Origin of the sequence: Streptomyces sp. Je 1-332, from assembly GCF_040730185.1 — a bacterium.
Lineage (GTDB): Bacteria > Actinomycetota > Actinomycetes > Streptomycetales > Streptomycetaceae > Streptomyces.
Genome location: NZ_CP160402.1, coordinates 6,991,197 through 7,012,294 on the forward strand (window position 1 = coordinate 6,991,197; position 21,098 = coordinate 7,012,294).

At 70.1% G+C, this 21,098-nt stretch carries 16 protein-coding genes; 7 read left to right on the plus strand and 9 right to left on the minus strand.

Translation table 11 applies throughout. The features are described from left to right. Positions 1-2 precede the first annotated feature (2 nt). Positions 3-674 carry a CoA transferase subunit B gene (locus ABXJ52_RS31470; RefSeq protein WP_367046638.1) on the minus strand — a complete coding sequence of 224 codons (672 nt, stop codon included), beginning with the start codon at positions 672-674 and terminating at the stop codon, positions 3-5. After that, a complete protein-coding gene (locus tag ABXJ52_RS31475) occupies positions 674-1,468 on the minus strand; it encodes a CoA transferase subunit A (RefSeq protein WP_367046640.1) in 795 nt (264 codons plus the stop codon). Before ABXJ52_RS31475 ends, ABXJ52_RS31470 begins: the two co-directional genes overlap by 1 nt. Positions 1,469-1,646: 178 nt before the next feature. Here ABXJ52_RS31475 and ABXJ52_RS31480 point away from each other — a divergent pair, with 178 nt between their 5' ends. After that, on the plus strand, positions 1,647-2,114 hold the full coding sequence (locus ABXJ52_RS31480; protein WP_367049414.1) for a MarR family transcriptional regulator: 468 nt from the start codon (positions 1,647-1,649) through the stop codon (positions 2,112-2,114). A 1-nt stretch (position 2,115) separates the two neighbouring features. On the opposite strand, the gene ABXJ52_RS31485 is transcribed toward ABXJ52_RS31480, so the two are convergent. The 3 genes from ABXJ52_RS31485 to ABXJ52_RS31495 all read right to left on the minus strand — a co-directional run bounded on the left by ABXJ52_RS31485 (position 2,116) and on the right by ABXJ52_RS31495 (position 6,138). Then, positions 2,116-3,072 (minus strand): DUF3048 domain-containing protein, encoded by a 957-nt coding sequence (locus ABXJ52_RS31485; protein ID WP_367046642.1) that lies wholly within the window; start codon positions 3,070-3,072, stop codon positions 2,116-2,118. A 41-nt stretch (positions 3,073-3,113) separates the two neighbouring features. Next, positions 3,114-4,907, minus strand: a complete 1,794-nt coding sequence (locus ABXJ52_RS31490) for an FAD-dependent oxidoreductase (RefSeq protein ID WP_367046644.1) — start codon at positions 4,905-4,907, stop codon at positions 3,114-3,116. Positions 4,908-5,076: 169 nt separating this feature from the next. After that, positions 5,077-6,138 (minus strand): ATP-dependent DNA ligase, encoded by a 1,062-nt coding sequence (locus tag ABXJ52_RS31495; protein WP_367046647.1) that lies wholly within the window; start codon positions 6,136-6,138, stop codon positions 5,077-5,079. Between the two features lie 73 nt (positions 6,139-6,211). On the opposite strand from ABXJ52_RS31495, the gene ligD reads away from it, so the two are divergent. Next, positions 6,212-7,225, plus strand: a complete 1,014-nt coding sequence (gene ligD / locus ABXJ52_RS31500) for a non-homologous end-joining DNA ligase (RefSeq protein WP_367046648.1) — start codon at positions 6,212-6,214, stop codon at positions 7,223-7,225. 75 nt (positions 7,226-7,300) lie between these two features. On the opposite strand, the gene ABXJ52_RS31505 is transcribed toward ligD, so the two are convergent. Beyond that, a complete protein-coding gene (locus tag ABXJ52_RS31505) occupies positions 7,301-9,508 on the minus strand; it encodes a family 16 glycoside hydrolase (protein ID WP_367046650.1) in 2,208 nt (735 codons plus the stop codon). Then, positions 9,505-11,919: a ThuA domain-containing protein gene (locus ABXJ52_RS31510; protein ID WP_367049415.1), complete on the minus strand. Its 2,415-nt coding sequence runs from the start codon at positions 11,917-11,919 to the stop codon at positions 9,505-9,507. The genes ABXJ52_RS31505 and ABXJ52_RS31510 overlap by 4 nt, the downstream gene beginning before the upstream one ends. Before the next feature lie 386 nt (positions 11,920-12,305). Between ABXJ52_RS31510 and ABXJ52_RS31515 the strand changes: the two genes are divergently transcribed. After that, positions 12,306-13,352 carry a multicopper oxidase domain-containing protein gene (locus ABXJ52_RS31515; RefSeq protein WP_367046652.1) on the plus strand — a complete coding sequence of 349 codons (1,047 nt, stop codon included), beginning with the start codon at positions 12,306-12,308 and terminating at the stop codon, positions 13,350-13,352. Between the two features lie 408 nt (positions 13,353-13,760). Here the strand turns inward: ABXJ52_RS31515 and ABXJ52_RS31520 are convergent, their stop codons facing one another. Further along, the gene (locus tag ABXJ52_RS31520; protein WP_367046653.1) at positions 13,761-15,308 is read right to left on the minus strand and encodes a HEAT repeat domain-containing protein; all 1,548 of its coding nucleotides are present in this window, start codon (positions 15,306-15,308) and stop codon (positions 13,761-13,763) included. A 257-nt stretch (positions 15,309-15,565) separates the two neighbouring features. Between ABXJ52_RS31520 and ABXJ52_RS31525 the strand changes: the two genes are divergently transcribed. From ABXJ52_RS31525 to ABXJ52_RS31535, 3 genes are all read left to right on the plus strand, one after another. Then, positions 15,566-17,173, plus strand: a complete 1,608-nt coding sequence (locus ABXJ52_RS31525) for a GMC family oxidoreductase N-terminal domain-containing protein (RefSeq protein ID WP_367046655.1) — start codon at positions 15,566-15,568, stop codon at positions 17,171-17,173. 112 nt (positions 17,174-17,285) lie between these two features. Continuing rightward, complete coding sequence (locus ABXJ52_RS31530) at positions 17,286-18,305, plus strand: LacI family DNA-binding transcriptional regulator (RefSeq protein ID WP_367046657.1); 1,020 nt, start codon at positions 17,286-17,288, stop codon at positions 18,303-18,305. A 162-nt stretch (positions 18,306-18,467) separates the two neighbouring features. After that, complete coding sequence (locus ABXJ52_RS31535) at positions 18,468-18,710, plus strand: chaplin (RefSeq protein WP_367046659.1); 243 nt, start codon at positions 18,468-18,470, stop codon at positions 18,708-18,710. 107 nt (positions 18,711-18,817) lie between these two features. Here ABXJ52_RS31535 and ABXJ52_RS31540 read toward each other — a convergent pair whose 3' ends face one another. Next, positions 18,818-20,044: a glycoside hydrolase family 64 protein gene (locus tag ABXJ52_RS31540; RefSeq protein WP_367046661.1), complete on the minus strand. Its 1,227-nt coding sequence runs from the start codon at positions 20,042-20,044 to the stop codon at positions 18,818-18,820. A gap of 223 nt (positions 20,045-20,267) precedes the next feature. On the opposite strand from ABXJ52_RS31540, the gene ABXJ52_RS31545 reads away from it, so the two are divergent. Then, positions 20,268-21,062, plus strand: a complete 795-nt coding sequence (locus ABXJ52_RS31545) for a VOC family protein (RefSeq protein ID WP_367046662.1) — start codon at positions 20,268-20,270, stop codon at positions 21,060-21,062. Positions 21,063-21,098: the final 36 nt, after the last annotated feature.

A 21,098-nucleotide genomic window follows, 5' to 3' on the forward strand; every position in this document is an offset into this window, starting at 1 on the left:
GGTCATGACGGGGTTCCTTCGGAGATCTCGGCGGAGAAGGCTTCGGGCACGCGGACCCTGGCCGCTGTCTTGGCGGTGATCTCCCCGGGAGTGACGCCTGGCGCCAACTCGACGAGTTCCAGGCCGGTTTCGGTGACGTCCAGGACGCCGAGATCCGTGATGATCCGGTTCACGCAGCCCTTGCCGGTCAGCGGCAGCGCGCACTCGTCGAGGATCTTGGGTGAGCCGTCCTTGGCGGTGTGCGTCATCGCCACGATCACCGTGCGCGCACCGTGCACCAGGTCCATCGCCCCGCCGATCCCGGTGATCATCTTGCCGGGGATCGCCCAGTTGGCCAGGTCGCCGCGCTCGGACACCTGCATGGCGCCGAGGACCGCGACATCGATGTGACCGCCGCGGATCATCCCGAAGGAGAGCGCGGAGTCGAAGTACGAGGCGCCGGGGCGGACGGTGACCGTCTCCTTGCCCGCGTTGATCAGATCCGGGTCCACCTCGGCGTCCGTGGGGTAACGGCCCACGCCGAGGATGCCGTTCTCGGACTCCAGGACCACCTCGACGCCCTCGGGGAGGTAGTTGGGGATGAGGGTGGGCAGGCCGATGCCCAGGTTCACGTACTGGCCGTCGCGCAGTTCGCGTGCGGCGCGTGCGGCCATCTGCTCGCGGGTCCAGGCCATCAGTCGCTCACCGTTCCTTGCACGTCGGGCTGATCCTCGGGCGCGGAGACCGTGCGCCTCTCGATCTGCTTGTCGGTGGCCTGCTCGGCTGTGAGCTCGACGACCCGCTGGACGTAGATCCCCGGCAGATGCACCGCGTCGGGGTCGATCTCGCCCGGCTCGACCAGCTGCTCGACCTCGGCGATCGTGACCTGTCCGGCCATCGCGGCCAGGGGGTTGAAGTTGCGGGTGGACTTGTTGAACACGAGGTTCCCGTGCCGGTCGCCCTTGGCGGCCCGTACCAGCGCGAAGTCGGTCCTGATGCCGCGCTCCAGGACGTACTCCTGCCCGTCGAACTCCCGCACCTCCTTGGCCGGCGAGGCGAGCGCCACCCCGCCCGAGCCGTCGTAGCGCCAGGGCAGCCCGCCGTCGGCGACCTGCGTGCCCACTCCGGCAGGTGTGTAGAACGCGGGTATCCCGCACCCTCCCGCACGCAGCCGCTCCGCGAGCGTCCCCTGCGGGATCATCTCCACCTCCAGCTCGCCGCCCAGGTACTGGCGCGCGAACTCCTTGTTGGCGCCGATGTACGAACCGGTCACCCGCGCGATCCGGCCCGCCGAGAGCAGTACGGCAAGGCCCGACTCCATCGCCCCGCAGTTGTTGGACACCACCCGCAGGCCCGACACCCCGGCCTCGTACAGTGCCCCGATCAGCACGCCGGGCACACCGCTCAGCCCGAACCCGCCCACCGCCAGGGACGAACCGTCCCCCACGTCGGCCACCGCGTCGGCGGCCGAGGCCACCACCTTGTCCATCCGTCGAGCCCCATCTCTTCCAGGCCTTCGATGCCCTGCTCATTAATCAGGGCACTGACTATTTCTACGAGGTGGAACGTACGCTGCCACTCGTTACCTGGGCCGTCAAGAGCGAGTAGTGTTCAGTGCACCTACAGAAATCGCAGGCCCGAACAGGCTCAAGGCAGTGGAGGAACTCATGGCCGCGGTGGACCTGACCACCCACCCCGGGCACCTGGCCCGGCGGCTGCAGCAGGCGCACTACCTGCTGTGGAACACGATGGTCTCCGAGGAGATCACCTCGCCGCAGTTCGCCGTCCTGAACGCGCTCGTCGCCGAGCCCGGACTCGACCAGCGCACCGTCGGCGAGCGGGTCGGCCTCGACCGGTCGACCATCGCGGAGGTCATCAGCCGCCTGATGCGCCGCGAACTCCTCGACAAGGTCCGTGACCCGCAGGACGGCCGCCGGTATCTGCTGCACCTCACCGACGAGGGCCGGCGCACGCACCGCAAGCTGACCGTGCGTACGGCCCGGATGAACCAGGTCTTCCTCGGCCCGCTCTCCCCGGCCGAGCAGACCGTGTTCTTCGACCTCATCCAGCGGGTCTCGGACGCGGCAGAGGGCCTGCGCCATCCCGCTGAGGCCGTCGCCGCCCCCCGGGCCTGAGTCACGCCTTCGCGTACACCACCCACACCTGGCCCTTGGCGAACGGCAGTCGCTCGCCGCCGTCCGCCGTCGTGAACTCCGTGCCGTCCTGCGGCAACGGCCGCTCCCAGCGCGCCTCGTAGGCACGGCCGTCCCGCAGGACCCGCGCCTTCCCCGAGCCGACGGTCTCGGTGAGCGGCGTGTTGTTGCCCGAGCGGTCGTGGAAGCGGGACTCGCGCACCTTCACGTACTGCACGACGACGGTCGACGCGGCCAGCGGCCCGCCGTCGGTGGTGCGGGCCCGCTCGCCGTCCATGGAGACCAGCCAGCGCTCCTGCTGCGCGGACCAGGTGAAGGTGAACCGCGCCGCCGGGAAGCGGACGGTCGCCTCACGTTCCGGGGTGCCGCCCTTCGGGCGCGGGCCGAAGCGGAAGCCCGTGCTCTCCAGGCCGCCACCGCCCGGATCGGCGTCCAGCGCCTTCGGGCGTACGAAGAGGTTGTGCGGGGCGGCCTTGTCACCGCCCCGGAAGTAGGCCTCGCCCGGCGCCTTGCCGGGGGACAGCTGCCGTAAGGGAGCCGCCGAGATCAGCGGGAGGAGCTTCGACTGCGCCCCGGAGAACACGAGAGCCGGATCGTCGAACTGCCGCAGCAGCTCCAGATCCGTCTCCCGCGCGCTGCGCACCGGCCCCACGACCGGCGGCACCCTGCCCGCGTACACCGCCATCAGGCGGCTCAGCCCCGCCTCGACCTGTTCCGCGTACACGACGTCGGCCGCCTCCAGGCCCGTCTGGGGGCGCGCCGGGCGTACGTTGTCGATCTTCACGGCGAGTACGCGGCCGCCGTCCGACGGCGGGTTCCCGTCCGTGCCGCCGGTCTTGCTCAGGGTGCAGCCGGGCGCCAGGGCAAGGGCGGCGACGGCCGCCACCGCCGCCACCGTGGTGCGTCGCTTCCGTGTCCCCGACCCAGTCCGCGTTCCCATGCAGGCTTCCTACCCCGTACGCCCCTGCTCTCCCCCCCCGCTCAGCCCAGATCCAGGGCGTTGCGCAGGCCGAGCCGGTAGCGGGTGCGGTCGTGGCGCTTGAGGATCTCGATCGCGGGGGCGCGGAACAGGGAGGCCACTGTGCAGGGCTCGGAATCCGAACCGACCCTCTCCAGAAGGGCGTTCACTGCCTGGCGTGCGGACGTGTTGGCGCCCTCCATCGTCGCGAGGTCGATCGGTACGGCCACGTAGTCGCCCGCCAGATAGAGGTTGGGGATCTTCGTAACGGCGGACGGGCGGTTGTGCAGGGTGCCGACCGGGTGGATGAGCAGCTCGTCCTCGTTGGTCGGGTTCGGCGTCCCGAGGCCGTCGACCCCGGGGTCCAGGAACCACGAGTGCAGCTTGCTGTCGCTCAGGACCACCTTGCCGGTGTCGTTGAGCGCGGCCTTGAGCTGCGCCCACACCTCCTTGGCGACCTCGTCGCGCGTGCACTGCTTGGCCGTCCTGCCGTAGAGAATCCCCGGCTTGTCCCACTCGGAGATGTCCACGGAGAGGCAGTCGACCGCGACGCCGTCCCCGTAGTCGGCGGGGAAGTCACGGTCCGGCCAGTGGCCCGCCTGGGCGATGCCGGTGAGGGACCAGGGCGAGTCGATGAGGTTGAAGTGGCCCTTCACCACCGGCGGACGCTCCGTCAGATAGAACTGGATGCCTGTCATCCAGTCCGTCTCCAGTTTGTCGCAGCGTGCCAACTGCGGGTCGGCCGCCTTCAGTTCCGCGCTCCACGTCCTGCGCGCGTGCTCCACCGGCATGGCCTGGACGTACTGATCGGCGGTGATGTCACGGCGTACGCCGTCGGGGTCCTCGATGACGGCCTTGGTGATGCGGCCGCCCGCGAAGCCCAACTGGCGCACGCTCCAGCCGACCTTGAACTCCACTCCCAGAGACGTCAGATGGGTCACCCAGGGGTCGATCCACGCCTCGTTCGTCGGCGCGTCGAGCAGCCGGTCCGGTGGGCCGTCCGCGCCCTGGCCGAGCGCGTTGAAGACGAAGGCCTCGCCGAGTGTGCCGACGGTGCGGGTGCTCGCCTCCTCGGCCTTGGTGGCGACGATGTTGCGGGTGACGCCGATCGCGAGGATGCGCTGGTAGTCCTTGGACATCTTCGCGGCGCGCACGAACTCCCACCACGGCGTCGACTCCCAGGTGTCGTCCCGGCGTTCGTCGCAGCTGGTGAGGAAGACCAGGGCCCGGTTCACGAAATACGCGACCTCGTGCGCGGGCAGGTTGAAGGCGGTGTCGAGGAGCGCGGTCAGCGCCCGCGCGATGTCGTCCAGGCTGAGCCTCTCCGGCTCGCTGCCCGGCCACGGGATCGGCATCCGGATGTCCTCGCGCCCGGTGCGCGCGAACGACATCTCGCGGGGCGCCGCGAGGTTGTCCCAGACGCCGTTGGCGTTCCCCGGGAAGGGGATGCGGCGCATCGTGTCCGGGAGGTTGTGGTAGATCCCCGGGATGAAGCGGAACCCGTGCTCGCTGGGCAGCGGCCTGCGGTTGCCCTTCGCGCTGTTCGGTACGTCCATGCTGCGGGCCTTGCCGCCCAGCGCCCTGCGTTCGTAGACGGTGACGGCGAAGCCGCGCTCGGCCAGCTCGTGCGCGGCGGTCAGGCCCGCGACGCCGCCCCCGAGCACGGCCACAGATGTCTTCGCCGGGTCCGCCCGCGGGGCGCGGTCGTCGGCTGCCGCCGGCAGCGCCCCCGCTCCCAGCGCCGCCACGCCGCCCGCCGCGGCCGCCCCCGCGACGAACGTCCGTCTCGTGCTGCCCGTAGCGCCCGAAATCCCCATGCCCCGGCCCCCTTACCGTAGGTAACTCCCGCATCAGGCGCAGGAGCTTACGGTCGGTGTCCGTGACGGGGAAGCGGCGCGAGGGCGCGGGCGTGAACAATGGCGCGATTGTGTTCCCGGCGGGGGTGGAGGCCGGGCGGGCCGGGGCGGAGGGCCGGACGGGGCCGGGTCAGCGCAGTACGTCCGCCAGGTCGTAGCGGACCGGCTCCTCCAGCTGGGCGAACGTGCAGCTGTCCGGGGTGCGGTCCGGCCGCCAGGTGCGGAAGCGCGCGGTGTGCCGGAAGCGCTGCCCGTTCTCCATGTGGTCGTAGGCCACCTCGCAGACGCTCTCGGGGCGCAGCGGCACCCAGGAGAGGTCCTTCTTGCCCGACCAGCGGCTCGGCGCCCCCGGCATCCGGGACGTCTCGTGCGCGGCCTCGTCCGCCCAGGCGGCCCAGGGATGGCCGTCGGGCGACTCCATCCGCAGCGGTTCGAGCTCGTCCACCAGCGCCGCGCGGCGCGCCATGGAGAACGCGGCGCAGACCCCGACGTGCTGCAGGGTGCCCGACTCGTCGTGCAGGCCAAGCAGGAGCGAGCCGACGATGGGGCCGCTCTTGTGGAAGCGGTAGCCCGCGACCACGCAGTCCGCCGTGCGCTCGTGCTTGATCTTGAACATGAGGCGTTCGTTCTGCCGATAGCGCAGGTCGAGCGGTTTGGCGATGACGCCGTCCAGGCCCGCGCCCTCGTACTGCTCGAACCACTCCTGGGCCAGCTCCGGGTCCGTGGTGGCGGGCGCGAGGTGGACGGGGGCGCTCACCCCGTCCAGGGCCTCCGTCAGCCGTGCGCGGCGGTCGGTGAGGGGCGTGTCGAGGAGGGCCTCGTCGTCCAGGGCGAGCAGGTCGAAGGCCACGAAGGAGGACGGGGTCCGCTCGGCGAGCGTGCGCACCCGGGACGCGGCGGGGTGGATGCGCTCCGTGAGGGCGTCGAAGTCGAGCCGCCCGTCCCGTGCGATCACGATCTCGCCGTCCAGGACGCAGCGCGCGGGCAGGCGCTCCAGCAGGGCCGCGGCCAGCTCCGGGAAATACCGGGTCAGCGGCTTGCCCGTACGGCTGCCGATCTCCAGATCAGCCCCGTCCCGGAAAACGATCGCACGGAAGCCGTCCCACTTGGCCTCGTACTGCATGCCAGCCGGGATCCTCGCCACGGGTTTGGCGAGCATGGGCTTGACGGGGGGCATCACCGGCAGATCCATGGCTCGATTCTCTGCCCATGTGCCACTTTGTGCCCGGTATGCGCCACTCGTCCGTTGCGCCTAGCGTGGCCGCATGGGTGGTAAAGCGGTCGAGCTCGACGCGGGCGGGCGGACGGTGCGGTTGTCCAGCGCGGACAAGGTCGTCTTTCCGGAGCGGGGCTTCACCAAGCTGGACGTGGCCCGGTACTTCCTCTCGGTCGGCGACGGGATCGTCCGCGCCCTGCGGGAGCGCCCCACCACGCTCCAGCGCTTCCCGGACGGCGTCACCGGCGAGTTCTTCTACCAGAAGCGCGTCCCCAAGAACCACCCCGACTGGATCCCCACGGCCACCATCGCCTTCCCCAGCGGCCGCACGGCCGACGAGATGTGCCCGATGGAAGTCGCCGCGGTCATCTGGGCCGCCCAGTTCAACACGCTGACCTTCCACCCCTGGCCGGTACGGCGCGACGACCTCGACCATCCCGACGAACTCCGCATCGACCTGGACCCGCAGCCCGGCACGGACTACGCGGACGCGGTGCGCGCGGCGCATGAACTGCGCGCACTGCTGGACGAGTTCGGAGTGAAGGGCTGGCCCAAGACGTCCGGCGGGCGCGGCCTGCACGTCTTCGTGCCGATCGAACCGCGGTGGGACTTCACCGGGGTGCGCCGGGCCGCGATCGCGGTCGGGCGCGAGCTGGAGCGCCGGATGCCGGACGCCGTCACGACCGCGTGGTGGAAGGAGGAGCGGGGAGCGAAGATCTTCGTCGACTACAACCAGACCGCCCGCGACCGCACCATCGCCTCCGCCTACTCCGTGCGCCCCCGGCCGCACGCCCCCGTGTCGGCCCCGCTGCGCTGGGACGAGGTCGACGACGCGGTGCCGGAGGACTTCGACATCGGCACGATGCCGGGGCGGTTCGCCGAGGTCGGCGACGTGCACGCGGACATGGAGAAGCACGCCTTCTCCCTGGAGTCACTCCTCGAACTCGCCGCCCAGGACGAACGGGACCACGGCCTCGGCGACCTGCCCTATCCGCCCGAGTACCCCAAGATGCCGGGCGAACCGAAGCGGGTGCAGCCGAGCCGGGCCAGGCACGACGACTGACACCACCAGAACGCCGACGGCCCCCGCTCCCCAAGGCGGGGTGCGGGGGCCGAAGCGTGATCGGTCAGGCGCTGACTACAGCTCCTTGATCCTGATGTCCCGGTAGGAGATCACATCGGTGACCCCGTGCACCTGGAGCCCGACGTAGCCGGACGAGTAACGCCGCCCGTCCGTGCCGGGGTCGTCGCCACGCGGCGGTGTGAAGACCTGGCCGCCCGTGTTGTCGAACTCGTTGATCAGGACGCCGTTGCGGTAGATCGAGTAGTGCTGGTCCACCACCTTGATCTCGTAGTCGTTCCACGTGCCCTTCGGGGTGACCCCGGCGCCGCCGAGCCCCACCCGGTCGAAGCCGTAGATCGACCCCGTCTTGTACATGTCGCCGTCAGGCCGGTCGAGCATCTGCACCTCGTGCCCGTATTTGATGGCGACCCACTCCGGACGCGACTCCTCCGGGTGGTCGTGGACCTGCGGGAAGCGCACGAAGGCGCCGCCGTTGGCGTTGCCGTTGCCCGGCGCGTCGTCACGCCACTGGAGCTTCAGCGAGAAGTCGCCGTACTTGCGCTCCGGGAACCACAGCATGCCCATGCCCTCGACGGTGGTGCTGCTGGTGATCGAACCGTCGGGGTTCAGGCCGAACTTGCCGCCGCCGACCTGCTCCCACTTGTTCAAGGACTCCTGGGTGCCGTCGAAGATCTTGCGGTAGCCCTCGGTCTGGCCCGGCTTGCCGATGCCGGACTGCTTGGCGGCCTTGTTGATCTTGTTGTACTCGCGCTGGTCGATCTCACCGGCCTTGAGGAGCTTGTCCGTGACGCTCTTGACGTGCTTCAGGAAGAGCGCGTGGGACGTCCACTCCTTCTCGTCCTCGATCATCTCGTTGATGCGGCACCGGTTGTTGGTGACCCGGTTCGGGATGCCGGTGTCGACGGTCCCGACGATGACCGTCAACCGCTCGTCGTACTCGGCGCAGTTGGGGGACGGCACGCCGCCGCCCTCGGCGACGGTGAAGGACACGTCCTTCGCCTCCGCCGTGTTGCCCGCCTTGTCGCTCGCGCGATACGCCACCGTGTGCCGGCCCACGCGGTCGACGACGACCGGGTCGGCGTAGGCGAGGTACGGGCCGCCGTCGAGGGAGTACTCGACCTTGTCGACACCGGAGTCGGCGTCGGTCGCGGCGACCGTCACCTTCGCCTTGCCGACGTACGCGCCGTCCGAGTTCTTGTCGCCCTCGACCTTCGCGGAGGTCTCCGGCGGCGTCTTGTCCTCGACCGGCGGCGTGACCACGGTGAACTCGACGGACTTCTCCGCCGCCTGGTTCCCCGCCTTGTCGGACGCGCGGTAGCGGATCTTGTGCGCGCCCGCCGCGTGGACCATGACCGGCGCGGTGTACGCCGTCCACTCGCCGCCGTCACCGACCGCGTACTCGATCTTGTTGACGCCGGAGCCGGTGTCGGACGCCGTCACGGTGACGGTCGCCATCCCGAGGTACTCGCCCTTGTCGTTCTTCTCACCGGTCACCGTCGCCGAGGTCTCCGGTGGCGTCTTGTCGTCGGACGAGGGCGGGACCACCGTGAAGTCGACGGCCTTCTCCGCCGCCACGTTGCCCGCCTTGTCGCTCGCGCGATAGCGGATCTTGTGGGTGCCGACCTGGTCGACGACCACGGGGGCCGTGTACGGCTGCCAGGCGCCGTCCGCCCCGACTGCGAACTCGGTCTTGTCGACGCCCGAACCTTCATCGGTCGCCGTCACCGAGACGGTGGCGGAACCGACGTACGCACCATCGGAGTTGGTCTGCCCCTCGACCTTGGCCGCCGTCTCGGGAGCGGTGGTGTCCTCGCCGCCGCCCTCGGTCACCACGAGGATGCCCTGCATGGACCCGTGACCGGGAATCGTGCAGTGGTAGCGGTACCGGCCCGGCGTGAGGGTGACCTCCGCCGTGTGCTTGCCGCCCTGGTCGTCGTTCGGGTTGGCCAGGATGTTCAGCGGTACGTCGTTGTTGTACTCGGGGTCCGAGACGTCGAACGTCAGCGTGTGCGGCATGCCGGTGTTGTTGCCGGTCGCCTCACTGTTCTCGAAGACGATCGTCGTCGGGCCCGCGACCGCCGTGGTGGGCGCGGAGGCGTACTTGTCGATCGCGTTGTCCGCGGTCCAGGTCAGTGTCTGGGCCGCGGCGCGGCCCGGGTTGTCGGGCTGGCTCGCCGCCGTGGAGGTCAGGCCGAGCACCATCAGGAGCGACGCGAGAAGCGCCGTCCAGAGTCTTCGCTTGTGTACCGCGGGCAACGTCATCCCGCCCTCCTTGCCAGGTCCTTGGCGGCCGGTGTGGCCTCGCCGCCGGAGTAAGTGACGCGCCAGAGCGCCGACTTGGAGTCCGAGGTGAAGAACCCGCGGCCGTAGTCGAGCACATAGAGCGAACCGTCGGGGGCGAACTTCCAGTCCATGAGGTTCTTGATGCCGTCGTTGCCGATCGGGATGATCTTCTTGAGGGACTCGGCGTGTGTGGGCAGGCCGCCGCTGCCGACCGTCTTGGGGTCGGTCACGACCGCGTGCCGGGGCTGGTCGGCGTCGTAGAAGTCACCGACGAACCACTTGCCGTCCCAGTACGAAGGCCACTTGTCCGCGCTGGAGTTGGCGGCGTCGAAGCGGTACACCGGGCCGTTCATCGTGGCCTGGCCGCCGCCCTTGAGCCACGGCAGGAGCGTCTTCTGCTCCTCCGTCTTGTAGCTCGGGACGCCGTTCGCGTCGCGCGGATAGTCCACGCCACCGCCCTGCGGCGAGTACCAGATGTTGTTGGGCTCGGCCGGCGGGATGTTCACCAGGCCGTCGTTGTTGGGCGACTCGTTCCTGAGGTTCTTGCAGTCGTACCAGCCCAGCGGCTTCGTCGGGTCCGGCAGATTGCGGTCGCGGTAGGGCTGGTTGTTGCCCATGCAGTACGGCCAGCCGCGGTTGGAGGCGTGAGTGATCGCGGCGAACGTGTCGTACTTCGCCGGGCCCCACGTCGTCGACGGCGCGCCGGCGTCCGGACCGACCCAGCCCGCGTAGAGCGTGTCGGTCTTCTTGTCGATGGAGATGCGCGCCGGGTTCCTGACGCCCATCACATAGATCTCACCGCGCGTCTTGCCGCCGCCCTCGTCCGGCTCCTTGCCGGTGAAGAGGTTGCCCGAGGGGAGCGTGTAGGTCCCGTCGTCCTCCGGGTGGATGCGCAGGATCTTGCCGTTGAGGTTGTTCGTGTTGCCCGCCGTGCGGCGCGCGTCGGCGAAGGAGACGCCCTTGAAGTTGGGCTGCGGGTTGTTGCCCGAGTAACCATCGCTGAACTGCGAGGAGTTGTTGTCACCGGTCGCGATGTAGAGGTTGTTCTTGGAGTCCCAGGCCATGCCACCACCCGCGTGGCAGCAGCTGTGGATCTGCACCGGCCACTTGAGCAGGACCTTCTCGCTCGCGAGGTCCAGTTTGTTGGTGCTCTGGTCGAGCGTGAAGCGGGAGACGTAGCGCTCGGCCATGTGCGTCTCACGGTTGATCTTCGAGTGGGGTGTGTAGTGCAGATACACCCAGCCGTTCTGCTCGAACTTCGGGTCCAACTCGATGCCGAGCAGGCCCTCTTCGACCTTGATCAGCTCATCGCCGCCGCCCTTGTTGCCGAAGATCGTCAGCGCTCCGGCGAGGGTCGTCTTCTTGGTCTCGGGGTCGTAGACGTGGATCTCGCCCTTGCCCTTGCCGATGTCCGGGTTGTTCCAGTCGGTGATGACCGGCTGCGAGGAGTCGGCGCCGCCGCGGCCGATGTAGAAGACACGGCCGTCGGGCGCCGTGACCAGGCCGTGCGGTTCGCCGATCTGGTCGTTCTGGCCCGGCTGGTTGGGCTGGGTCAGGCGCGACGCCTTGTAGTTGGCGGTGATGGTCGACTTGCAGTCGGCGCGCGCGATGCGGCTCGTCCAGAGCAGGGCGCCGCGCAGATGCTGACGGAAGTCCGTCTCGTCGTACGAGGCAGCCGTGCCGCCCATCCCGGTGTAGAAGGAGCGCCCGCCGTCGTAGTCACGGCACCAGGAGACCGGGTGGTCGGCGCCGTTCTTGCTCTCGCCCGGCTGGTACGTCGACTCGCGTACGCGGGCCACGGTGTGGACCTCGCCGGTCGGGTTCTTCGTCCAGTTGAGCCACTGGTCGGGGCGCTTCCACTCCAGGGGCAGGTCCTTGGTGGCCGGATTCTGCCGGTCGCCGACCTCGACGGTGGCGCGCTGCACGTTCGTCGGGCTGGAGTCGGCGGGGCGGGCGCCGATCAGGCCGGTGAACCAGGTCGAGTACGGCTCGGCGCGGGCCGCGTCGTGGATGCCGACGAAGCCGCCGCCGGCCTCCATGTAGGCCTCGAGGCCCGCTTCCTGCTCGGCGTCCAGGACGTCGCCGCCGCCGGTCAGGAAGGCGACCGCGTTGAACTTGCCGAGCTTGGCCTCGTTCGTGAAGACCGCTGGGTCGTCCGTCGCCTCGATCCTGAACCGCTGGGCGGCAGGCCCGGATTGGCCGATCTTCTCGATGGCTTCGATACCGGCGTTCACGACCGGTGACTCGTCGCCACCGGCGGCCGATCCGTGGAAGACGAGCACGCGCACGTTCGCCTGGCCGGGCGGCGAGGGAAGGGACATCGTTGTCAACGGCGGTTCGGGATAGGGCCGCGCGGTGGCGGCCTGTGTGGAGAGCGCGCCGGTGACCATGACCCCGGAGATCAGGGCGGCGGCCCAGACACGGCGCGAGCCGATCCTGTTCCGTGAGCCGGTCCGGTCCCGTGAGCCGATCAGGTTCCGGTTCAGGTCCTGCTTGCGCACCCGGCGGTTCGATCTGCGTCTGACTCTGCTCAACCCTCGTACAGCCAAGGGCTCTTGATGCGGTGTGAGCCGCATGAGTACACCCACCCCTCTTCGGTCACAGCAACAGGCGCGGATGAAGCTAGACCTCTTTTTGCCACTCGCCAAGAGTTAGCACCGGAATTGCGCGAACTTTGTCCTGCGTGTGGATAAACAAAGATCCCCCCGATACCGTGTGGCCGTCTCGGGGGCCACCTGCGCCCCGTCAGTCTCCGTACCGCAGTGGGGAGTTCGGCATGGACCGACGGAGCTTCAACCGACGGAGCTTCAACCGGCGGATGCTCGTGGGCGGTGTGGCCGCGACGGCCGGGGTGACATCGTTGTCGCTCGCCACCGCGCCCGAGGCGAGCACGGCCGAAGGACCGAAGACCGCGCCCGCGGGCGGAGAGGTCCGCCGCATCAAGATGTACGCCGAGAAGCTGGCGGACGGGCAGATGGGCTACGGCCTGGAGAAGGGCAAGGCGTCGATCCCCGGACCGCTCATCGAGCTGAACGAGGGCGACACCCTGCACATCGAGTTCGAGAACCTGATGGACGTCGACGCCAGCCTGCACGTCCACGGCATGGACTACGAGATCTCCAGCGACGGCACCAGACACACCAAGAGCCACGTCGAGCCGGGCGGCAAGCGGACCTACACCTGGCGCACGCACGCGCCGGGCCGCCGCAAGGACGGTACTTGGCGCCCTGGCACGGCGGGCTACTGGCACTACCACGACCACGTCGTCGGCACCGATCACGGAACGGGCGGCGTACGCAAGGGGCTCTACGGCGCGCTGGTCGTGCGCCGCAAGGGTGACCTGCTGCCGGACAAGACGTTCACGATCGTCTTCAACGACATGACGATCAACAACAAGGCAGGGCACGACAGCCCCAACTTCGAGGCCACGGTGGGTGATCGGGTCGAGTTCATCTCGATCACGCACGGCGAGTACTACCACACGTTCCACGTCCACGGTCACCGCTGGGCGGACAACCGCACGGGCCTCCTGACCGGCCCCGACGACCCGAGCCAGGTCCTCGACGACAAGATCACCGGGCCAGGTGACTCGTTCGGCTTCCAGGTCATCGCGGGGGAGGGGGTGGGGGCGGGCGCCTGGATGTACCACTGCCATGTGCAGAGCCACTCCGACATGGGGATGGCTGGTTACTTCCTGGTCAAGAAGGCGGACGGCACGATCCCGGACTACGAGCCGCACCATCCGCCGGCCGCGAAGAAGTCCGGCGGTTCCAGTGACGCTTCCGGTTCCAAGTCCGGCGCCTCCGGGCACGATCACGGCTAGGGCGTTTCCCTTCCGTTTCCCTTCCGGGTCGTGGCCCGGTCACGGCGCCGACAGGCGAGAGAACGCCCTACCCCACCGTCAGGTTCGTGAACTGCGGCGGCGCGAGCCGCTGGTGGAACGGGTCATCGGAAGACTCCCTGAGCTGTCGGCGCTTGAGCCGTGGAGGTGGGCCAGGAACATCTCCCTGGCCCCCGGTCAACGGCGGTGTCTGTCGGACGGCTTGAGTCTGCGGGCCGACCGGTCCCGGCCACCACGAAGAGCGGGAAGATCGGGACGCTGGAACGCACACCCCGGCGCTGACCAGGGGAAACAAAGCAGGGGTGGAACGCTGGAATGGGACGCGCACAGCGGGAGCGGAGGCGGGAAGCGCGGGAACGCTTCAGGCACCCTTGATGCGTCGGACCCTGCCTAGAGGTCGCGCAGGGCCTCGATGAGGTCGGAGAGCAGCTCGGCCCGGTCGGCGATGCTCAGGACCTCCACGTTCGGGCGGGCCGCGGCGGGCTCGGGCACCTGCCGGTCCGCCCAGCCCGTGTCGCGCAGGGTTTCCAGGCGTTCGATGAGCGCTTTGCGCACCGCGCGCGAGGGAAGAACGAAGCCCGTGTCGGTGGGCACGTGCAACAGCCCCCTCAACAACTCGCTGTGCACATACGGGGCTTCGAGCCCGTCCAGCAGCCGGTCGTACGCGTCCGGGGCGCCGCGCCGCAGAGCGTCGGCAACGCTGTGCGCGCGAAGCTCGGGGTCGGCCGCGTCCGCCTGACGCTTCAGCGCCTCGGCTCCGGCGCGGGAGTGGCGCTCCTCGCTGTACTCCATCCACCGCAGGGAACTCGCGGCGTGCCGCCGTACCGTGACGTCGGGGTCATGCTCCAGAAGCCCGATGAGCCCCTCCACGGCCTGCCCTTCCGCGGCCGTACCCACGGCGATCGGGTCGAGACCTTCGGCGGCGGAGGAGCGAACACCGGGAGCGGGGTGCCGAAGACCGTCCAGGAAGAGGTCGAGGGGTGGGGCGTCCAGGGGCAGCAGGGTGTGGAGGTTGCTGTAGCAGTCCAGGACCCGGCTCAGGACGAAGGGAGCCGGGAGGGTGGATGGGTCGGAGTCCGGCGGGGTGTGGGACGGGGCGCTGGCGGCTGCGCGGGCGAGGAGGCGGGGCAGTGTGTCCAGTACCTCGTCGCGCCTGACCGCCTCGGCGAAGAGGAGCTTGGCCAGGGCTTCGGTGCCCAGTGTCACCAAGTCCGGGTCCTCGCTCGCGCAGAGGGACAGTGCCTCGTCGACGCGCGCGCCCGCTCGCGCGCGGTCGGTCCACGAGCCCAGCTGTGTGTTCCGGAGGAACGGGCCGAGGACGGCCGCCCGTTCGGCGCTCCCCGGCGCGTGGGGCAGCGCCTTCTTGAGCGTGGCGCGCTCGTCGGCGCGGACCTGCTCCGCCTCCTCGGCTGGCAGCGGCGTGTTCCGGCGCATCACCACGCAGGCCAGCAGGACCGCGAGGTCGAACGCAAGCTCGCTCACGAAGTGATCAGGCCGGCCGAGGCCGGCAAGGCCCTCCGCCGTCCAGCCCCTCTCCCTCAGGGAGGCGAGGCGGGCCCGCATGTCGTCGCGCAGGTCGGCGGGGACCTCGCGCACGGCGGGGGCTCCGCCGAGCTCCGCCGTCAGCTCGGTCCAGGCCCGCACGAAGCCCTCGGGGTCGTCGAGATGCCCCGCGAAGATCCGCTCCGTACGCTCGCGGACCGGCCGCTCGCGGCGCAGCGCGGTGGCGAAGCCGTCCACCACCGTCTCGGAGAACTCCTCCGCCCACGGCTCACGCTCGACGGCCTGCGCCAGCTCACGCAGTGCCCACCGCGGCTCGGCACTCACGGCCGCGGTGTCGGCGGCCTTGCGCCGGACCCCCGCGTCCGGGTCCCGCAGCGCGGCGGCAAGCTCCTCGTGCAGCTCCGACTGCTTGCGGGCTCTTCGCTTCTCGAACATCCGGACAGCCTAAGCGCCCCGCGTCACACGCCGAGCGTGCCGATGTCGAGGACGGACCACGCGGCGTACGGCTCCTTCTGTGTGCTGTGCTCGGCCTCGCCCTTTCTGGTCGTCATGTGGAGATCGTGTGGGACAGGCCGATCCTCGCGCCATCCCTTTACCCGGAGGTCCACGATGGGTGTACTCCTTGTACGCCTCATCCATGCACCTCATCCACGCGCCACACCTGCCATGAACTGCCATTCAAGGGAGTCGAGTTGAGCAAGGACAGCGTGTACGACTACGTCATCGTCGGCGCCGGCTCCGCGGGATGCGTTCTCGCCGCGCGGCTCTCCGAGGACCCCGCGGTGCGGGTGGCGCTCGTCGAGTCGGGGCCGCGCGACCGGAAGCCCGAGATCCGTATCCCGGCGGCCTTTCCGAAGCTGTTCAAGACGCCCTGCGACTGGGACTACTCCACCGTGAAGCAGTCCGCGCTCGACGGCCGCGAGCTGTACTGGCCGCGCGGCCACATGCTGGGCGGCTCGTCCTCGATGAACGCCATGATGTGGGTGCGCGGGCACCGCGCCGACTACGACGCCTGGGGCGAGGCCGCGGGGCCCGAGTGGTCCTACGACGCGATCGAACCGTACTTCCGGCGGGCGGAGCGGTGGACGGGCGGGCCCGGTGGACGGGGACGCTCGGCCGCGGGCAGCGTGTACGGGAGTGAGGGGCCGCTCTGGATCTCTCCGCCACGTGCCCTCAACCCGACCACCGGCGCGTTCCTTGACGCCTGCCGTGACGCGGGCCTGCGCGAGCTGACGGAGCTGAACGAACCCGACCACACCGGCTTCGCCCTCACCCCGGTCAACCAGCGCCGCGGGCGTCGGTGGAGCGCCGCCGACGGCTATCTGAGACCGGCCAGGCGCCGCCGCAACCTCGACGTGCTGACCGCCGCGCGCGTCCGCAGGCTGGAGTTCGACGGCACGCGCGTGGCCGGAGTCATCGCCGACGGCGTCCCGGGCAAGCTGATAGCCCGCCGAGAAGTGCTGCTGTGCGCGGGCTCCATAGGCTCGCCCCAGCTCCTCCAGGCCTCCGGCGTCGGCGACCCGGAGACCCTCGCGAAGGCCGGCATCGAGCCGCGCGTGGAGTCCCCGGGCGTGGGACGCCACCTTCAGGACCACCTCGCCTACGCGGTGACCATGCGCTGCCCGGAGCCCGTCACGCTGACCGGCGCGGACTCCCTCGCCAACGTCGGCCGCTTCCTGCTCGCCGGGCGCGGCCCGCTCACATCGAACGTCGGCGAGGCCGTCGCCTTCATCAAGACCAGGCCCGAACTGGCGGCCCCCGACATCGAGTTGATCTTCGCCCCCGTCCCCTTCGTCCAGCACGGCCTGACCCCGCCCACCGAACACGGCATCACCGTCGGTGTCGTGCTCCTCCAGCCCGAGAGCGAGGGCCGGATCACGCCGAGGGGGCCTGGAGTCGGCTCCGCGCCCCTCATCGACCCCGGCTATCTGACGGCGGAGGCCGACATCCGTACGCTCGTCGCCGGGGTGCGCCGCGCGGAGGAACTCCTCGCCGGGCCCGCCCTCGGTCCGTACACGTCGGGGCCGTTGGCGCCGCATCCGGGCAGGGTGGACGACGCGACGCTGGCCAGGACGATCCGCGGGGCGTCCGAGACGCTCTACCACCCGGTCGGCACCTGCCGGATGGGCAGCGACGACGCCTCCGTCACCGACCCGGCGCTGCGGGTGCGGGGAGTGACGGCGCTGCGGGTCGTGGACGCGTCGGTCATGCCGCGGATCACTCGCGGCCACACGCACGCCCCCACGGTGGCGCTCGCGGAGAAGGCGGCCGAGCTGATCATGGCGGACGCGGGCAGGTGATACGGGCAGGTGGCGCGGGGAGGGGGTGCGGGCAGGGGGTGTCTCCGTGCCTCGCCCACCGGTCGTATCCTGACCGGCGCACACCAGCAGGACCGCCCCCGAGGAGCCCCACGTGACCGAGCCGCCGAGCGCCGCCCCGCGCCCCACCCTGGAGGCCGTGGCCGCGCGGGCCGGAGTCTCCCGGGCCACGGTCTCCCGCGTCGTCAACGGCGACGCGGGCGTGCGCGAGGTGCTCGCCGAGAAGGTCAGGCGGGCGGTCGACGAGCTCGGCTACGTCCCCAACCGTGCCGCCCGCAGCCTGGTGACCCGCCGCCATGACGCGGTGGCCGTGGTGATCGCCGAGCCCGAGACGCGGGTCTTCGCCGACCCCTTCTTCGCCCTGCAACTGCGCGGCATCAGCAAGGAGTTGACGTCACGTGACGTGCAACTGGTGCTGCTGCTCACGGAGGGGCGCGACGATCACGAGCGGGTCGGCCGCTATCTGGCCGGAGGCCATGTGGACGGCGCTCTCGTCTTCTCCCTGCACCTGGACGATCCGCTGCCCGGCATCATCCAGGGCGCGGGCGTTCCAACCGTGTTCGGCGGCCGCCCCGGGTGGCCGGACGGTACAGCGACGTCTCCGTACGTCGACTGCGACAACCGAGGCGGTGCGCGGGACGCGGTCCGCCACCTCCTCTCCCTCGGCCGCACCCGCATCGCACACATCACCGGCGCGCTCGACCAGACGTCGGCGGTGGACCGCCTCGACGGGTTCCGCGACGTCCTGCCGGAGGCGGGGGAGAGGTTCGTCGCACAGGGCGACTTCACCCCGGCGGGCGGCGAACGCGCGATGCGCGAGCTCCTGGACCGCGTCCCCGACGTGGACGCGGTCTTCGCCGCCAACGACCTGACGGCGTCGGGTGCGCTACGAGTGCTCCGGGAGCGGGGCAAGCGGGTGCCGCAGGATGTCGCGGTGGTGGGCTTCGACGACATGCTGGCCGTGGCCGAGCAGGTGGACCCACCGCTGACGACAGTGCGCCAGGACATCGAGGAGATGGGCCGCCTGATGGCCCGCATGCTCCTGGCACGCGGCGAGCTGCCGACGGAAAGCGTGGTGCTGCCGACGGAGCTGGTGCGCAGGGGCTCGGCGTAGGAGGTGTTCTGGGGGTTCCGCACGGCTCCGGAAGGGCGGCATTCGGTCCATGGGTCCCACTAACGGGTGCCCTCGTTACACCGCACGGTCCACCGGCGTTTTTGGCGCGGCGTGCGTGGGTGAGGCTCGGTTCAGCACTTCCCCTCATCCGGAGGTAACACCATGCGCAAGTGCGCGATCCTGGCAGCAGCGGCGTTCGCCGCGGTCACCGTCATCGGCGGGGCCGGCTCCGCCGTCGCAGGCCCCGGCCCCGGCTCCTCCGCCGAGGCCACGGCCAAGGAGTCGCCGGGCGTCCTCAGCGGCAACGTCGTCCAGGTTCCCGTGGACGCTGCCGTCAACGCGTGCGGCAACTCGGTGAACGTCGTCGGCGTCCTCAACCCGGCCGCCGGCAACAAATGCAAGTAGGTCTCAGGACCGGCGGGCCAGGCCTGCCGTAACGACACCCGCCCCGTCGCGATCAGCTCGCGGCGGGGCGGTGTATGTGTGTGCGGGGGCGGTGCTGTCCGGGACGTTCAGGCGCCGACGCTCACGGTGAAGCGGCGCGGGTTGCCGTCGTGGGCCGCCCCTGACACGTCGGGCTCGCCGTCCGGCCGGACGTCGTCGTACGGGAACGCGTACCCGATGGGCGAGTTGGCGTGCACCACACGCGCCCAGTGGTTGGTCACGTCGCCCTTGTAGTAGTCCCCGGCGCCCGCGCCGTTCGGCTGCTCCGCGTGCGTCAGCATGATGCTCCGGTTGAACCCCGCGGCGAGCCGCGCGAGCAGGCCCTTCTTGTCGTCGGAGTCACCGGGATTGTTGGTGAAGGGGCCGTGGTTGCAGGTGAAGATGTCCTTCGACGTCGGCTTCGGGAACGTGTGCCCTCCGTTGAACGTCAGCGTGTCGCCGCTCACCCGGCCCGTGAACACGCCTCGGCCGCCCTGGAGGTCGATCTTCAGGTCGGTGCCGCGGTACTTCTCCCACGTCTGGTCGATGTAGCTGTTCCACACGTCGCGGAACGGCATCTGGTCGGGGCGGTCGAAGTAGGGCGCCATGAGGTTCTGCGGCGAGATGACCCGCAGTACGTCCCCGCCGTCACCGCGGATCACCAGGTCACCCCAGGGCTGCCCGTCCTTCTGTCCCTGGGCGACGAGGTCGGCGGCTATCTTGTCGACGGCGCCGTCCGGCAGCGGGGCCACCGTGTGCGTGGCGTCGCCCTCCAGGGTCAGGCCGATGGGGAGGGCCGTGACGAGGTCCACGTAGCTGATGTTGGCGTACAACTGCGTGCTGTTGAAGGTGAATTCGCAGAACGACCAGGTGCGCCCGTAGTTGGGGTCCTCCTTGGTCGCGAAGGCGGGCTCGACCAGCGAGGGGCCCGGGTTCAGGAAGAAGTCCAGCTTGTCGTCCCGTACGAAGTAGACGCGTGCGCCGAACATCTGAGGCAGCGTCAGGATCTTGGGGGCGGAGCCCGCCGCGCCGAGGGGGATCGCGCAGTCGACGGGCAGCGGGGTCTGCGGTGCCGACGGAGAATCGGGCCGGTAGACACCCCCGTCCGGCTTCAGCAGGACCCAGCGGTCGGTGCCCTGCTCGTGTCCGGTGACGTAGGCCCGCACCTCGCCGGGCAACGACTTGTTCTGCAGGGCGAGTTCACAGGTCGCGGGGGCCGCCTTGGCGCCGGGGCTGAGGGCGCTTCCCCAGACGGGGTAGGTGAGGGCTCCGGCGGCACCGGCGGCAGTGGACAGGAACACTCGACGCGAAATCACGGAAGGTCTCCCGGGATGAGTGGGGGGGATGTCATGCGGCCGTGGGGGTGGGGTGGCCGTGTGGTGCGACCACTGTCGCGGCGGCGAATTCGGCCGTCAAGAGTTGTGACTGAGAGCGCTCTCAGAATCTTGGTTCTTTCACAAGATGGCAGCGCGCGCGCACTGTCAGTGCCGGGTGACAGACTCAGAAGGACGGAAGAGAGATACGACAAAGGAGTCGATCATGCTCAGTACCCGTTATGTCGCCGGCGCCCCGACCTGGGTCGACCTGGGCACCCCGGACCTGGACGGCGCCCATGACTTCTACCGCGCCCTCTTCGGGTGGGAGTTCCGATCGGGCGGCGCCGAATTCGGTGGATATGGCACCTACCAGGCGGACGGAAAGACCGTGGCGGGCGCCATGACCGTCCCCGCCGACCAGGCGCCTCCGTCCTGGACGATCTACTTCAAGACGACGGACGCCGACGCGACGGTCAAGGCGGTCGAGCAGGCCGGCGGCAGGATGGTGTACGAGCCCATGGACGTCGGCGACCTCGGCCGCATGGCCGTCCTCGCGGACGCACAGGGCGTCGGCTTCGCGGTGTGGCAGTCGGGCACGAACAAGGGCCTCGACCTGGTGGACGCCCCGAACAGCATGTGCTGGAGCGAGCTCTACACCCCGGACACGAAGGCAGCCCTTGAGTTCTACGGCTCCGTGTTCGGCTGGGGCACCACGACCCAGGCCTTCGATGGCGGTTCGTACACGATGGTGCACCCCGCGGGCGGCACGGAGAACGACATGTTCGGCGGCCTGTGGCCGCTGTCCGACGCCCCGGAGGAAGTCGAGGCCGGGCCGTACTGGACTCCGTACTTCCAGGTGGCCGACATCGACGCGGTGCTCGCCGAGGTCGAGCCGGCCGGGGGCACGGTGCGGGTGGCCCGCATGGATCTCGCGGGCGTCGGCAGCTTCGCCAAGCTGGCCGACCCTTCCGGTGCGCGGTTCGCGCTGATGCAGCCGGAGGCGCCGGGAGGAGCCTGAACAGCGCCGTCACGGCGTTGATCGTTCGTTGATCCC